At 71.7% G+C, this 12812-nt stretch carries 12 protein-coding genes; 4 read left to right on the top strand and 8 right to left on the bottom strand.

Annotated elements, in window-relative coordinates; all coding sequences use genetic code 11:
* The 4 genes from G569_RS51470 to G569_RS0125450 form a co-directional block, all read right to left on the bottom strand.
* A partial coding sequence (locus tag G569_RS51470) for an ABC transporter substrate-binding protein (protein WP_037499075.1) occupies positions 1-598 on the bottom strand: 598 nt, incomplete at its 3' end.
* On the bottom strand, positions 591-2690 hold the full coding sequence (locus G569_RS51465) for a beta-galactosidase (protein WP_211233073.1): 2100 nt from the start codon (positions 2688-2690) through the stop codon (positions 591-593). The genes G569_RS51465 and G569_RS51470, both read right to left, overlap by 8 nt.
* An 86-nt stretch (positions 2691-2776) precedes the next feature.
* Positions 2777-3727 carry a diguanylate cyclase gene (locus tag G569_RS0125455; RefSeq protein WP_028065527.1) on the bottom strand — a complete coding sequence of 317 codons (951 nt, stop codon included), beginning with the start codon at positions 3725-3727 and terminating at the stop codon, positions 2777-2779.
* On the bottom strand, positions 3724-4692 hold the full coding sequence (locus G569_RS0125450; protein WP_028065526.1) for a hypothetical protein: 969 nt from the start codon (positions 4690-4692) through the stop codon (positions 3724-3726). The genes G569_RS0125455 and G569_RS0125450 overlap by 4 nt, the downstream gene beginning before the upstream one ends.
* 229 nt (positions 4693-4921) lie before the next feature.
* Here G569_RS0125450 and G569_RS58910 point away from each other — a divergent pair, with 229 nt between their 5' ends.
* Both G569_RS58910 and G569_RS0125440 read left to right on the top strand, forming a co-directional pair.
* The gene (locus G569_RS58910; RefSeq protein WP_169542238.1) at positions 4922-5701 is read left to right on the top strand and encodes a winged helix-turn-helix transcriptional regulator; all 780 of its coding nucleotides are present in this window, start codon (positions 4922-4924) and stop codon (positions 5699-5701) included.
* Between the two features lie 5 nt (positions 5702-5706).
* Positions 5707-6165, top strand: coding sequence for an SAM-dependent methyltransferase (locus G569_RS0125440; RefSeq protein WP_037499014.1), 459 nt, complete (start codon positions 5707-5709; stop codon positions 6163-6165).
* Here the strand turns inward: G569_RS0125440 and G569_RS51455 are convergent.
* Genes G569_RS51455 through G569_RS0125425 form a run of 3 tightly spaced genes read right to left on the bottom strand, consistent with a single transcriptional unit; the run spans position 6146 to position 9507 of the window.
* Positions 6146-8263: an Rv1355c family protein gene (locus tag G569_RS51455; protein WP_053226963.1), complete on the bottom strand. Its 2118-nt coding sequence runs from the start codon at positions 8261-8263 to the stop codon at positions 6146-6148. The genes G569_RS0125440 and G569_RS51455 overlap by 20 nt on opposite strands.
* Entirely contained in the window at positions 8263-9192 is a 930-nt protein-coding gene (locus G569_RS0125430) for a GNAT family N-acetyltransferase (RefSeq protein ID WP_028065524.1), read from the bottom strand. Before G569_RS0125430 ends, G569_RS51455 begins: the two co-directional genes overlap by 1 nt.
* Before the next feature lie 36 nt (positions 9193-9228).
* On the bottom strand, positions 9229-9507 hold the full coding sequence (locus G569_RS0125425; RefSeq protein WP_028065523.1) for a hypothetical protein: 279 nt from the start codon (positions 9505-9507) through the stop codon (positions 9229-9231).
* Between the two features lie 57 nt (positions 9508-9564).
* Between G569_RS0125425 and G569_RS51450 the strand changes: the two genes are divergently transcribed.
* The gene (locus G569_RS51450; RefSeq protein WP_053226962.1) at positions 9565-10947 is read left to right on the top strand and encodes an HD-GYP domain-containing protein; all 1383 of its coding nucleotides are present in this window, start codon (positions 9565-9567) and stop codon (positions 10945-10947) included.
* A 17-nt stretch (positions 10948-10964) separates the two neighbouring features.
* Positions 10965-11984, top strand: coding sequence for a hypothetical protein (locus G569_RS0125415; protein ID WP_028065522.1), 1020 nt, complete (start codon positions 10965-10967; stop codon positions 11982-11984).
* Here G569_RS0125415 and G569_RS0125410 read toward each other — a convergent pair.
* A complete protein-coding gene (locus G569_RS0125410) occupies positions 11981-12778 on the bottom strand; it encodes a DUF427 domain-containing protein (RefSeq protein WP_028065521.1) in 798 nt (265 codons plus the stop codon). The two genes, G569_RS0125415 and G569_RS0125410, sit on opposite strands and share 4 nt — an antisense overlap.
* Positions 12779-12812: the final 34 nt, after the last annotated feature.

The raw sequence follows: 12812 nt of genomic DNA, 5'->3' as shown, positions 1-12812 counted from the left end.
ACTCGTCCCACGTGTTGATCGGCGTCTTGATGCCGGCCTGCTTGAGCAGGTCCTTGCGATAGATGAAGCCGAGCGGGCCCGTGTCCCACGGGACGCCGTAGATGCCGTTGTCGACGTTGATCTGCTTCTGCACCCACTCCGGGTAGCCGGAGAGGAAGTTGTCCGGCAGGTACGGCGTCATGTCGAGCAGGCTCTTGGTGAGCGTGAAGCTCGGGATGTACTGGAACTCCATGTGGACGACGTCCGGGAGGCCCTTGCCCGACTTCAGCACGGTGCGCAGCTTGCGGTAATGCGGTGGGCCCTGGCCCACGTTCTGGAGCTTGACCTTGATGTTCGGGTGCGCGGCCTCGAACATCGCGACGGCCTTGTCGGTGCCGGGCGTCCACGCCCACACCGTGATCGTGGCCGGCTTCTTGAGCTCGGCCGCCATATCGACCTTCTTCGCGGCAGTGCCTCCACCACCACCGCTCGTCCCACCGCTGCCTCCGCCGTTGTCGTCACTGCTGCCGCACGCCGCCACGATGGCGGCGATGCCGAGGCACATGGCGACCAGCAGAGCGCGCCAGCGGGCGCTGTCATGCCGATCCGGGTTACGCAAGAGGTCTCCCCTCCTCGTCGTCCTTCTCCGGGGGCCTCTCCAAGAGCACCCGGACGTCCCATGGTCCCAGATGCAGCGTCTCGCCGAAAGCGAGGTGCGCACCTGAGAGCACGTCTGTCGCCGTCACCGGCATTGCCAGTGCCGTCTGCTCCCACGACCAATTCGACACGAACCGCACAAGTTCCCCCTCCGAACCGCGGCTGCTCGTGACCGTAACCGTTTTCGGCCGGTCCGCCCAGACGTCCGGATTCGGACGAAGCCAGCGCGCGAGCGCGACCGCCAGTTCGCGGTCCGGCAGGGTGCCGACGTAGGTCACGCGGCCCTTTCCGTGCTCGTTGGTCGTGATCGCCGGCCAACGTCCGAGATGCGGATGCTCGTAGTGCGCGAGCGCCTCGGCGGTGGTGGGTCGCAGTGCATCCGCCCAGGCGGTCGCGGCGCCACTGAAGTCGCCGCTCACGCGCACCGGGGCGGTGAGGTTCGTGTACTCGTCGTAGGTCGCGCCGACCGCGTCGGTCAGCCGCGCCGGCTGCGCGACCGTACGCGGGCGCGCCTCCTCGTCGGCGTAGGCGCCGCGGAACGTCAGCACGAGGTGCCCGCCGCCCGCCGCGTAGGCGAGCAGCCGGTCCAGCAGCGCGTCGTCGGCCACGTAGAGCGCGGGCGCGATCAGCACCGGCTGCTCGGTGGTGTCGAAGTCCTGCGCATAGATGATCTCGGCCTCCACACCCGCCGCGAAAACGCCTTCGTAGACGCGCGTGAAGATGCGCTCGTAGCTGCCACGGTCGGCCGCGCCGGTCTCGGTGGCCAGCGGCGGGTGGAACTCCAGCGCCCACTTGCTCTCGCGGCTGTACAGGAGCGCGACGTCGGCGTGCGGGGTCAGCCCGACGACCGCGTCGCCGGCGCGGGCGAAGTCGCTCGCGATCCGCTTGACCTCCTCGTAGCAGCGGCCCGGCTCGCCGTCGTGGTTGAGCACGCCGAGCCAGTACTGCTCGTGGCCGTAGTGGATCGAGTGCCAGTGCCAGTACTCGACCATCCGCGCGCCGCGGGCGACGAGCGCCCACGCGGCCTGGCGCCACTGCCCGTCGAACGCCGGGAAGTTCTGGTGCGAGCCGCCGATCGAGAGCGCGTTGGTCTCGGTGACGAGGAACGGCGCCCGCAGCGCGGCGTACGTGAGGTCGCCCTGGAAGTGGATCGCCCAGGCCCCGGAGTGGCGCGTCCAGCCGAGCTTGGGCGCGTCGGCCGGCGCCTCGGGCATCGTCAGCGCGTCCTGCAGCGGGTAGTACGGGTTGACCGCCGCGACGTCGAGGCTCGGCTTGTTGAGCTCACGCGGGTCGAACGCGGGGCGGCTGAGCGCCATGCACGTGGTCACGAACTGGTCGGGGCGGGCGAGCTCGCGGACGATCTCGGCCTGCGCGGCAATGAAGTCCGTCGTGATCTGCGACTGGTAGCGGCGCCAGGCGAGGTCGTAGGACGGCACGGTGTTGCCGTCGGGCGTCCACAGCTCGTCCCAGCGCGCGATCCGGTGCGACCAGTAGACGAGGCCCCACTCGCGGTTGAGCGTCGCGGGGTCGCCGTACTTCGCCCGCAGCGCGTCGATGAAGCCCTGGAACGCCGCCCGGTTGTGGAAGAGCTCCATGCCGGGCTCGTTGTCGACCTGGTAGCCGATCACGGCGGGATGCTGCGCGTAGCGCCCGACGACCTCGCGGGCGACACGGTCGGCGTGCCAGCGGAACGCGGCGTGTGAATAGTCACCGTCCTGGCGGTGCCCGTACGGGATACGGGCGCCGGTCGCGCGCTCGGCCGTGACCTCCGGGTACTTGCGCACCAGCCACGGAGGCATCGCGTACGTCGGGGTCCCGAGGATGACCCTGATCGCACGCGCGTGCGCGCCGTCGAGCACCGGGGCGAGCCACTCGAGCTCGAACCGCCCGTCCTCCGGCTCCCACGTCGACCAGACGGACTCGCCGACGCGGATCACCGTCAGCCCGGCTTCGGCCATCAGGTCGAGGTCGCGCTCCAGCCGGTCGTACGGCTGGTACTCCGCGTAATACGCGACGCCGTACAACACCTGCTCCGGCAGGCGGGAAAGGCGCACGTCTCCCTCGTGTTCCCGGTTTGCCACCCAACTCCTCCGTCTCGCGCGGCGAACGGGTTTGTACCAAGGATTCGGTCGGACGTGTACTAATTCATCACGTCTAACGCCCGCTCAATGGGGGCTTTACGCGCCATCGCGCATTCATGAGACGTGAAATCGTTTGCCATCGCCGCCCGGAACGCACCCACGACGATCGGGTCGAACTGGCTGCCGGCGCAGCGCTCGAGCTCGCTCAGCGCCTCCTGCGGTGAGCGGCCGCGGCGGTAGGCGCGATCGGTGACCATCGCGTCGTAGGCGTCGCAGACGGCGACGATGCGGGCGCCGAGGGGGATCGCCTCGCCCGCGAGACGGTCCGGGTAGCCGGCGCCGTCCCACCGTTCGTGGCTCGATCGAACGATCTTGCCGACGCCGCGCAGCTCCGGCGCCGCGGCGATGATCCGCTCGCCGATGATCGTGTGCTGGCGCATGTATTCCCACTCGTCCTCGGTGAGCGCGCGCGGGGCGTGCAGGATCGCGTCGGGGATCGCCACCTTGCCGATGTCGTGCAGAGCCGCCGCGCGACGGACCTCCACCTCTTCCTCGCGCGAGAGCCCGAGTCCCCGCCCGACGCTCGCGACCATGTCGGCGACGTCATTGACGTGTTCGGAGAGGTCGCCGTCGTGCTCGGCGGCGACGCGCAGCAGCACCTGGTGGACGGCTTCGTCCGCCGATCGGCGGCCGGAGCGCTTGTCGACGTACATGCGCTGGTCGGCGAGGCGCAGCGCGTCGGCGGGATCGCCGCCGGTCAGGTGGGCGGTGCCATACGAGCTGCGGATCTCGAACTGCTCGCCGCGCTCGCTCAACGCGTCGATGACATGCGGGGCGAGCGGCATGGCGCTGAGCACGCAGAACTCGTCCCCGCCGATCCGGTACGCCGTGCCGGTGCCGGCGAGCGCCGCGGCGAGGTTGGTGCCGAGCCGGTGCAGGAGCGCGTCGCCCGCGGGGTGGCCGAAGCTGTCGTTGTAGGCCTTGAAGCCGTCGAGGTCGAAGAGCGTCAACCCGACGGGTCGTTCGGGGGTCGCGCCCGCGGCGAGCGGTCGAGGTCGGCGAGCAGCGCGCGCCGGTTCCCGAGCCCGGTCAGCGCGTCGGTCGCGGCCTCGATCTCACTGGCGCCGAGCGTGCGCAGGTTCTCCCGGAAGGTCAGCGCGAAGCGCAGTACCGCGGCCACGATTGCGGCGGTCGCCAGCCACACGGCGACCTCGTTCGCGCGTGCATAGTGGTCGTAGACGAGCAGGCCGAGGGCGACGAGGGTGAACGTCGCGGGAAGGAAGAGCATGCCGCCGCGCAGGCGGCGTGTGTCGAGGCGCTCGGCGGGGCGGCAGGCGGCGAACGCGACGAGGACGTACGCGGCGGGCCAACTCGTGTCGAGCACGGTGAACTCGCGATAGGTGCCGACCGCCACCTGGTAGAGATAGGTCGTGTCAGCGACCGCCCACAGTGTCAGCGCGATCGCGAGCACGCGCCAGGTCGAGCCGGCGGCGCGGCCGGTGACGACCAGCACCGCGACGACGAACGCGAGCATCGTCAGGTCGCCGAGCGGATAGGCGAGGTTCGTCGCCACCGCGGCGAAGGTGCCTTCGGTGCTCGCGACGACACCGAGGACGAGTGCCGCGCCGATCGCTGCGCTGGCGAACGCGCACACGAGGCCGTCGAGCCAGAGCGCGGAGCCGAGCCGCGGCGCGCGGGCGCGCAGCAGGAGCACGAGGCCGATGTACGCGGCGGGGTAGATGCTCAGGTAGCCCGCGTCGGCGGGGGACGGGTACGGCGGGATGCGGTCGCCCATCAGCGCGATCGAGTAGTAGAGATCACCCGCGGCGAAACCGAACAGACCGAGCGTGAGCATGCCCCACGCAGCGCGCTCGGTCCCGCTGCTGCGCAGCGCGCGCAGGCCGCAGATCGCGATCGCCAGGTACTCGGCGCCGTTGTACGCCTTGTCCCAGACGCGCGGCAGGACGGGTGTCACGACACCGAGGTTGCGGAGCAGGCAAGCGGCCAGACAAACGCATGCCGCTGTGAGCAGCCAACGCTCGACGGACCACTTCCGTGCAACCATGCATCACCGCAATCGGCAGGCGCGGGCACAACTTGATTTCGTGGCATCGAAACCCGCGGTGCAGGTTCATGGCCGCCGGGGTAGAAAACCCGCCTCGAAGCTTTCGTGGCGAATCCTTAAGAGGGAGAGGTACGCGGTCGTGACAGTGCTCGAAGATCTACGGGTGGTGGAGGAGCGCATCGCCACACGGCTGGCGGAGTTGGAGCCGCTGGTCCAGGAGTACAACGAGCTCCAGGAGATCGCTGCGCGGCTCAACATCGACCGCGCGCGTGCCGAGGCGGCTGCAGCCAAGGCCAAGGCGAAGCCGAAGGCCAAGGCCAAGGCCAAGCCGAAGGCAGCGCCCAAGCCGAAGGCGAAGGCGAAGGCCAAGCCGAAGGCAGCGCCCAAGGCCAAGGCGGCAGCGCCGAAGGCCAAGGCGCCCGTCAAGAAGGCGGCGGCGAAGCCGAAGGCGCCTGCGGCGAAGGTCGCCGCGCCGAAGGCGGCTGCGACGAAGCCCGTTGCCGCGAAGCCCGCGCCTGCACCCACACCCGAGCCGACGCCCGCCGCCAAACCGGCCGCGGCGCCGAAGGCTGCGGCCAAGCCCAAGGCAGCCGCCAAGAAGGCGGCGGCGAAGCCGAAGGCGGCGGCGAAGAAGGCGGCCGCGAAGCCCAAGGCCACCGCCAAGAAGCGCGCCGCGGCGAAGGGCGCGGCCGTCCGGCGTCAGCCGGGTGGCACGCAGAAGGCCGGAGCCGAACGCCGCGAGCGCATGCTCGCCCTGATCCGCGAGCGTCCGGGCATCACCGTGCCCGAGCTGAGCGATGCGCTCGGCGTCGACGCTCCGTCGCTGTACCGCGTCGTCCGCAAGCTGCAGTCCGACGGCACGGTCTCCAAGGACGGCAAGAACCTCCGCATCATCTCCGAGGCCTCCGCCGCCAACTGAGCCGGGTGCTCTCGGTCCTCGCGATCGGCCACGTCGTCGGCGGGCGCACAACGCCCGTCGACGACGACTGGGACGCCGTCACCGCGACGATCCGCCTTGATGCCACACGCTTCACGCCCGCCGCACTGCGCGGGCTGGAGGCGTTCTCGCACCTCGAGGTCCTTTACCACTTCCACCGCGTCGCCGGGGACGCCGTCCACACCGGCGCCCGCCGCCCGCGCGGCAACCCGGATTGGCCCGAGGTCGGCATCTTCGCCCAGCGCGGCAAGGACCGGCCGAACCGCCTCGGTGTGTCCGTGTGCCGGATCGAGGCCGTCGACGGCCTCGAGGTCCACGTGCGCGGGCTCGATGCCATCGACGGCACCCCGGTGCTCGACCTCAAGCCGGTGCTGCGCGAGTTCCTCCCGCGCGGCGAGCTGCGCCAGCCCGCATGGGCGAGCGAGCTCATGACCGGCTATTGGTGAACGTCAGCACCTCCTCGAGCGGGCGGCGCTGGGAACGCACGGTCGGCGGTCCGGCCTGCGACACGCGCAGGACGAGCAGGATCGGGTGGGCGGCATCGAGCACGAACCCCGCCGCGGCCCGCGTCAGCGCCGCGTGCTCCCACGGTTCGAGCGAGTCGGGCCGCTCGCACAGGCGCTGGAACAGGAACGGCGAGCCCCACGGGTGGATCGCGAGGCCGTCGCGGGTCGCCTGCAGCCACAGCCGCATCAGGCCGCGGCCCGCGTCGACGAGGGCGTCCGGGTCGGTGCTCGTGGGACGCAGGACGAGCGCGCCACCGGCCGCGGAGAACGCGTCGCGGGCGCTCTCGACCAGGCCCCACCCGCGGTCGTGGTCAGCGAGGAACGCCATGCCGGAGCCGGTGCGCAGGACATCGATCGCGGCGCGGTCGGTGGCGTCGAGCTCGAGCGAGGCGACGTCGATGCCATCGCGCTTGTCCTCGCCGGCGAAGCGCAGCTCGCCGAGCATGTCCTCGCGCAGGCGGGTGGAGAGGAACCGCACGCGGTCCAGCGCGCCGAGCGCGCCTCCGAGCCGTGGCAGCGCCTCGGCGTCGAAGACGTCGGCGAGCAGCGGCGCCCCGGCGGCGGCGAGCCGGGCGAGCGTGCCGGGCGCGAGTGGCGGCGACGCGTCGGTGCGGCGGTTGCACGAGCGCTGCCACAACAGCTCGACCGCGGCGCTGTCGCACTGCCCGACGTCACCCTCCAGGGTCAACTCCCACACACATCCGTTGGGGGGAGCCACGACCGGGTCGAGGCCGAGGGCGCGGGCGCCGATCACCGCCGCCTCCAGCGCGGCGCCGAGTGCGAGCAGCGACGCGCGGCCGTCGAAGTCCAGCAGCGATGAGCGCGACGGGTCGGCGTACGCGCGCAGCACGCGGCCGGAGGCCTCGAAGCGCCACGGCTGGATGTTGCCGCCCGACGGAGCGGACGTGGCACACGCCGCGACGAAGCGCAGCAGCTCGTGCTCGTCGCGAGGCCACCGCGGCAGCGAGCGCTCCGCGACGGTGGCGTCGGCCGGTGGCAGCGCGGGCAGCTCGACCTCGCGTCCGTCCGCCAACGCGGCGTCCAGGTCCGCGTAGAAGCGACCCGACACGGTCGTGGCGCCGAGCGCGATCCGCCGCACCGCGGAGGCGACCATCGCGCCGCCCAGTGCGACGTCCGACGCCAGCTGCGGCCAGGTCGACACGGACTGCTTGACCTCGACGAGCGAGGCGGCGGCGCGGTCGGTGAGGCTCGCCGGGTCGAGGATGCGGACGACGTAGGGGACCTTCTGCTTGGTCGTCAGACCGCGTAGCTCGGCGGACGTGGCATCGCCGAGCAGACCGTGGAACGCTGGACGGTCCGGCTCGCGGTCGAAGCGCTCGACGTCGAGAATCCCGCGATGGCTGGTCGCCATCACCACGGGGATGCCCGCCGCGCGCGCCCGCTCGCGCAGCGCGACCTTGATCTCGAGCCCGTCGCACTCGTCGACGACCACATCGGCCCCGCCGACGAACGCGTCGATGTTGTCCTCGTCGACGCCGTCGGGGAACGCGATGACGTGGATGTACGGGTCGAGCTCGGCGACCTCGCGCGCGGCCAGCACGACCTTGTTGACGCCCACGTCGGCGAGCCCGCCGCTCACGCGGTTGAGGTTGGAGAGGTCGAGCACGTCGAAGTCGGCGAGCCGCAGCTCGCCACCGATCCCCTCGTGCGCGAGCGTCGTCACGACGGCGCGACCCACGGAGAGCCCGGCGACGGCGATCGTCAGCGCGCCGAGCTGCGCCTGCTCGTCCTCGGTGATCGCGTACCGGTTGCGGTCGAGCCGCAACTCGCGGTGCAACGTCTCCGGGAGCACGTGCACGACGGTATGGCGCCACGGATAGAAGACCCACGCGCCGAACGCGGCCGGGTCGCTGCTCCCCAGCAGCGCCTCGACCGCGTCCGGCGCGGGCTCCTCGCCGGCCACGCGACCACGCGCCAACTGCTCGAGTTGGGCCTCGAGCTCGTCGACGACGATCGCGTCGCGCACCTCCCCGGGTGCGACGAACCGCGGCCGGTAGGTCGTGACATCGCGCCGCATCACGCCGCCGCCGCGAAGTCGACGGCGGAGGCCATGGCGGCGAGCGTCGGCGTGTCGTCTGCCAGCCGCTCGGCGTCGAGCACCAGCAGGTGCGAGCGAAAGCGCCAGCCCGGCTTGGGTTCGACGATCCGCTCCTCGAGCCGCGTGAAGCCCATCTCGGTGTACATCGCCACGAGTTCGTCCTCGCAGGCGCCGAGCACGTACCGGTGGCCGGACTGCACCGCGACCCGCACGGCGTGCGCCATCAGCGGCACGAACAGCCCCGCGCGCTGGAAGTCCGGATCCATCGCGCCCGCCCCCGCCTCGACGAAGCCCGCGTCCCACAGCCACTGCGGCACCTCGTGCCCGCCCCAGCTCACGTACTGGCTGCGCTCAGGCGACCCGTCGACGAAGATCACCCGCACGTAGCCGACGATCCGCCCGCCGAAGCGACACGTCAGGTGCCGCGAGTGGGCGTCGAACGGGGAGCGCAGGTCGGCGATCGACGCCGCCTCGAGATGTCCCCGCGCCCGGTGCGCGCGCAGGCGCAGCGCGAGGATCTCCTCCAGGTCCGCCGGCGTCGTCGCGTAGTCGTAGCTGACGGCCTGCTCGACGCTCGAGACCGCGAGCCCCGCGGCCCGCAGCAGCGCGGGCGTGAGCGTGGCGTCCGTCGCGAGCAGGTAGTCCGCCAGCACGCGGTGCACCACGCATGGCGGGTCGACGAACGCGACCGCGATGTGCGGCCGCCGCACCGCCGTCACCCGCACCCGCACCCGCTCGACGGCGCCGAACACGAGGTGCAGCGCGAGCTCGAGCTCCATCCCGTCGAGCAGCGCGACGTGCGGGCGCACCGCGCGCAATGTCATCCCCTCCGCGCCCGCGCGGGCGATCCGGAAGTGCAGGCGCTCGCGATAGAACCACGGGCACGTCGCGGTCGCGAACGCGGGCAAGGCCTCCGGGCAGGGGAACTGCGTGCCCGGAGCTCTTCAAGTGTCGGGGACGAGCGCGAGGCCGAGCAACGGCAGCCCGCGCACCCGGCCGACGTGGCGGACGACCGCCGCCCGCTGGGCCTCGGACGCGGTGTGGCGGACGATGACCCCGTCGCCCACCGCGGGCAGGTCCGGGGCCGGCTCGACCAGCGCGAGCCCGAGGCCGTCCGCGCTCATGTCGACGGCCTCGGCCGCGAGTCGACCGTCCAGCTCGAAGCGGAGTCCTTCGCCGAGGTAGACGCGGCGGCGTGGCAGGGAACGGGAGTCATCGAACATGCGCCAAGGAGCGGAGCCCGGGCGCCGGTGATACGGGGCCTGGGATACTTCACGGGGATGAACGGGCAGGTCCGGCTCTCGGCGGTGATCGGAGCGATGTCGTACGCGCTTGACGTGACCGAGGGCGAGCCGCCGGGGCACGCGATCCGCTCGTGCAAGATCGGTATGCGGATCGCGCAGGCGATCGGGCTCGATGCCGCGGCCCGGTCCGACCTCTTCTACGCGCTGCTGCTCAAGGACGCCGGCTGCTCCGCCAATTCGGCGCGGATGGCGGCGCTGTTCGGCGCCGACGATCACAGCGCGAAACGCACGTCAAAGCGGGTTGACTGGTCGGGCAAGCTGCCCGCGTTCATGTGGTCGCTGCGGACGGTCGCTCCCGGCGGCACGATGCGGCAGCGGATGGACCGGCTGCTGGCGATCAAGAGCGAGGGCGAGGTCACCCGCGCCCTGATGCAGGCGCGCTGCGACCGCGGCGCCGAGATCGCGCTGCTGCTCGGCCTGACGCCGGTGACCGCGGAGGCGATCAGGGCGCTCGACGAGCACTGGGACGGCGGCGGCGCCCCGCACCGGCTGCGCGGTGACGAGATCCCGCTGCTCGGGCGGATCCTCTGCCTCGCGCAGACGGTCGAGATCTTCCACGCGGCGGGTGGCGTCCAGGCGGCATGGCGCGTGGCGCGCAAGCGACGTGGCGGGTGGTTCGACCCCGCGCTGGTCGACGCCCTCGGCACGCTCACGCTCGACATCGCGTTCTGGGACTCGCTCGACTCGGATGACATCGACGCGTGGGAGCCCGAGCAGCGCTCGATCGCCGCCGACGAGGGACGGCTCGACCGGATCGCCGAGGCGTTCGCGGCGGTCGTGGACGCCAAGTCGCCGTGGACCTACCGGCATTCCGACCGCGTGTGCCTGATCGTGATCGGCCTCGCCGGCGCGCTCGGCGCCGAGGAGCCGCAGCTGCGCGACCTGCGTCGCGCGGCGCTGCTGCACGACCTCGGCAAGCTCGCGATCTCCAACCGCATCCTCGACAAGCCCGCGGCGCTGACGAGCACGGAGTTCGCGGCGATCAAGGAGCACCCGCTGATCACCGAGCGGATCCTCGGCCGCCTGCCGGGCCACGCCCACATCGCGAGGCTCGCGGGCGCCCACCACGAGCGGCTCGACGGCGGCGGCTACCCGCGCGGGCTGTCGGGGGAGGAGCTGACGGTGCCGATGCGGCTGCTGGCGATCGCCGACGTCTACGAGGCGCTGACGTCCGAGCGCCCCTACCGCCGCGCGATGAGCTCCGGCGAGGCGCTCGCGATCATTCGCGCCGACGTCCCCGAGCGCCTCGATCCGGAGGCGTTCGCGACGCTCGACCACGTCCTCGCCGACCAGCCCGACGCGCGGGAACGCCAGGCGGCGGGTCGCGTCCAGGCGACGCTCAACCCCGACACGTCCTGACCGGTTAGTGTCGTCCGATGAGCGAGCAAGAGGGCGACGGCGGGCCGGGCGAATTCGAGGATCTGATCGACGCCGTCGCCAAGGAGTCGATCGCCTGGTCGCACCCGCCCGCCGGTGACCCGAAGATCTCCCAGGCGTTCCTGCTCGGCTGGCGCGTCGGGCTCGCGACCGGGAAGCTGGAGGACATCGACTACCTCGGGCTCGATGTAGTGGCGCTCGGCAAGGTGCTCAAGGCGCAGATCACGGGCGCCGCGACGGAGCTGATCAGCGAGGACGCCATCGCCGTCCCGGAGCTCGACGACCTTCCGGCCCCCGACTCGTACCACCAGGATCTCTTGGCCGCCATCGCCGCGACGGACCCGGTTCTCGCCCGCGCGTTCCATCTCGGTATCTCGCTCCAGCGATTCTGTGACGGCGACAAGGTGACCGCCGACGACACCGCCGAGCTCAAGAAGCTGCTCGTCGCGCTCGCCAGCAAGTTCCCGCCGAACGCCGCGCACAGCGTGCTCAACTCCTTGACGCTGTGGGAGGGACGCACCCCGGTGGGCGACCAGCTCCAGCGCCAGGCGCACGTCTGGCGCCCGATACTGGCCGGCGAGGTGGCGGCGAAGGACCTGCTGCACCTGAGCGACTACGTCGGCACCGCCGAACAGGTCGTCGGCCGCCTGCGCGACGTCACCCGCCAGGCCCTCAAGGGCAGTCTGCGGCTGCTCGTCGCCCTCGTCCTCGTGCTGATCGTGGCCGGCGTCGTGCTGCTGCTCAACACGGACACCTCCGGTGGCGTGACGGCGGGCGCCGGCGCCCTGCTCGCCGCGTTCGGCCTGAGCTGGAAGGGCATCGGCCAGTACCTCGGGCGCGCCGCCGCAAAGGGCGAGCAGGCGCTCTGGGACGCTCAGATCAACTGGACCATCGCCTACCGCATGACGATCAGGGACGCTGCGATCGTCAAGCCGTCCAATGCGACGCGGCGCAAGGGCCACCAGGACCAGTGGCAGTCCTGGCACGAGAAGTGGCCTGACTTCGAACTGGACGCCTAGAGACCGAACTCGTCCTTCATCGCCTCGGCGACCTCGCCGCCGGGGCGAGGGCGGAGCTCCCCGTCGAGATAGACGTCGACGCGCTCGTCCCAGAACGCCACCAACCCGGTGATCTCGCGTGCGTCGGGGAGCGGGTCCTCGTAGCACCAGACGAGGTTCTCCCCGCCCGCGAACGAGAAGTACGACGCCTCGCCCTTGTACGGGCAGTAGGTGCGCAGGTCACTCGGCGCGAGCTCGACCTTGACGTCCTCGCGGGGGAGGTAGAAGCGGGTCGAGATCTGCGTCTCGTAGAGCAGCCGCGCGCGGGTGGTCTCGGCCAGCACGACGCCGTCGAGCTCGATCCGCACCGGCCGCGACGTCTCGCGGACGTCGACGCGTGAGTACGGGTCGCGCGGGTGGCCGCGGATCGGCTCGTCCTCCTCGTACCAGGCGTCGAACGCGCGGAAGTCGAGCGCGACGTGACCGGCGAGGTCGGAGAGGCGGAAGCCGGCGTGCTCGCGACCGCCGATCGTCAGCGGCTCGCCGCTCGCCGTGTGGGTCGTGAAGGGGATGCCGGGGTGCAGGATGCCGTCGGCTGTGGCGTCGGCGGCCGGCGCGGGGGTGACCGCGGCGAGGATGTCGGCCTCCGGCACGGCGTACGTCGGCACCACCCGCCGCGGCTCCCACACGAGCAGCGCACGCGTGCTGTCGACCGCGGTGTCAGCGCCGAGCAGCGCTCGCACGCGCTTCTCCGTCGGTTCGTAGCGCAGCTGGTCCAGCGCCCCGCCCAGCAGGTCCCGCATCCGCGTGCTCATAGGCCGACTGTACGCCGATCCGGGTATCTCGATT

This window comes from Solirubrobacter soli DSM 22325, assembly GCF_000423665.1.
GTDB classification, from domain to species: Bacteria; Actinomycetota; Thermoleophilia; order Solirubrobacterales; family Solirubrobacteraceae; genus Solirubrobacter; species Solirubrobacter soli.
The sequence above is the reverse complement of the archived record's forward strand: the minus strand, read 5'-3'. Positions and strand labels throughout refer to the sequence as shown.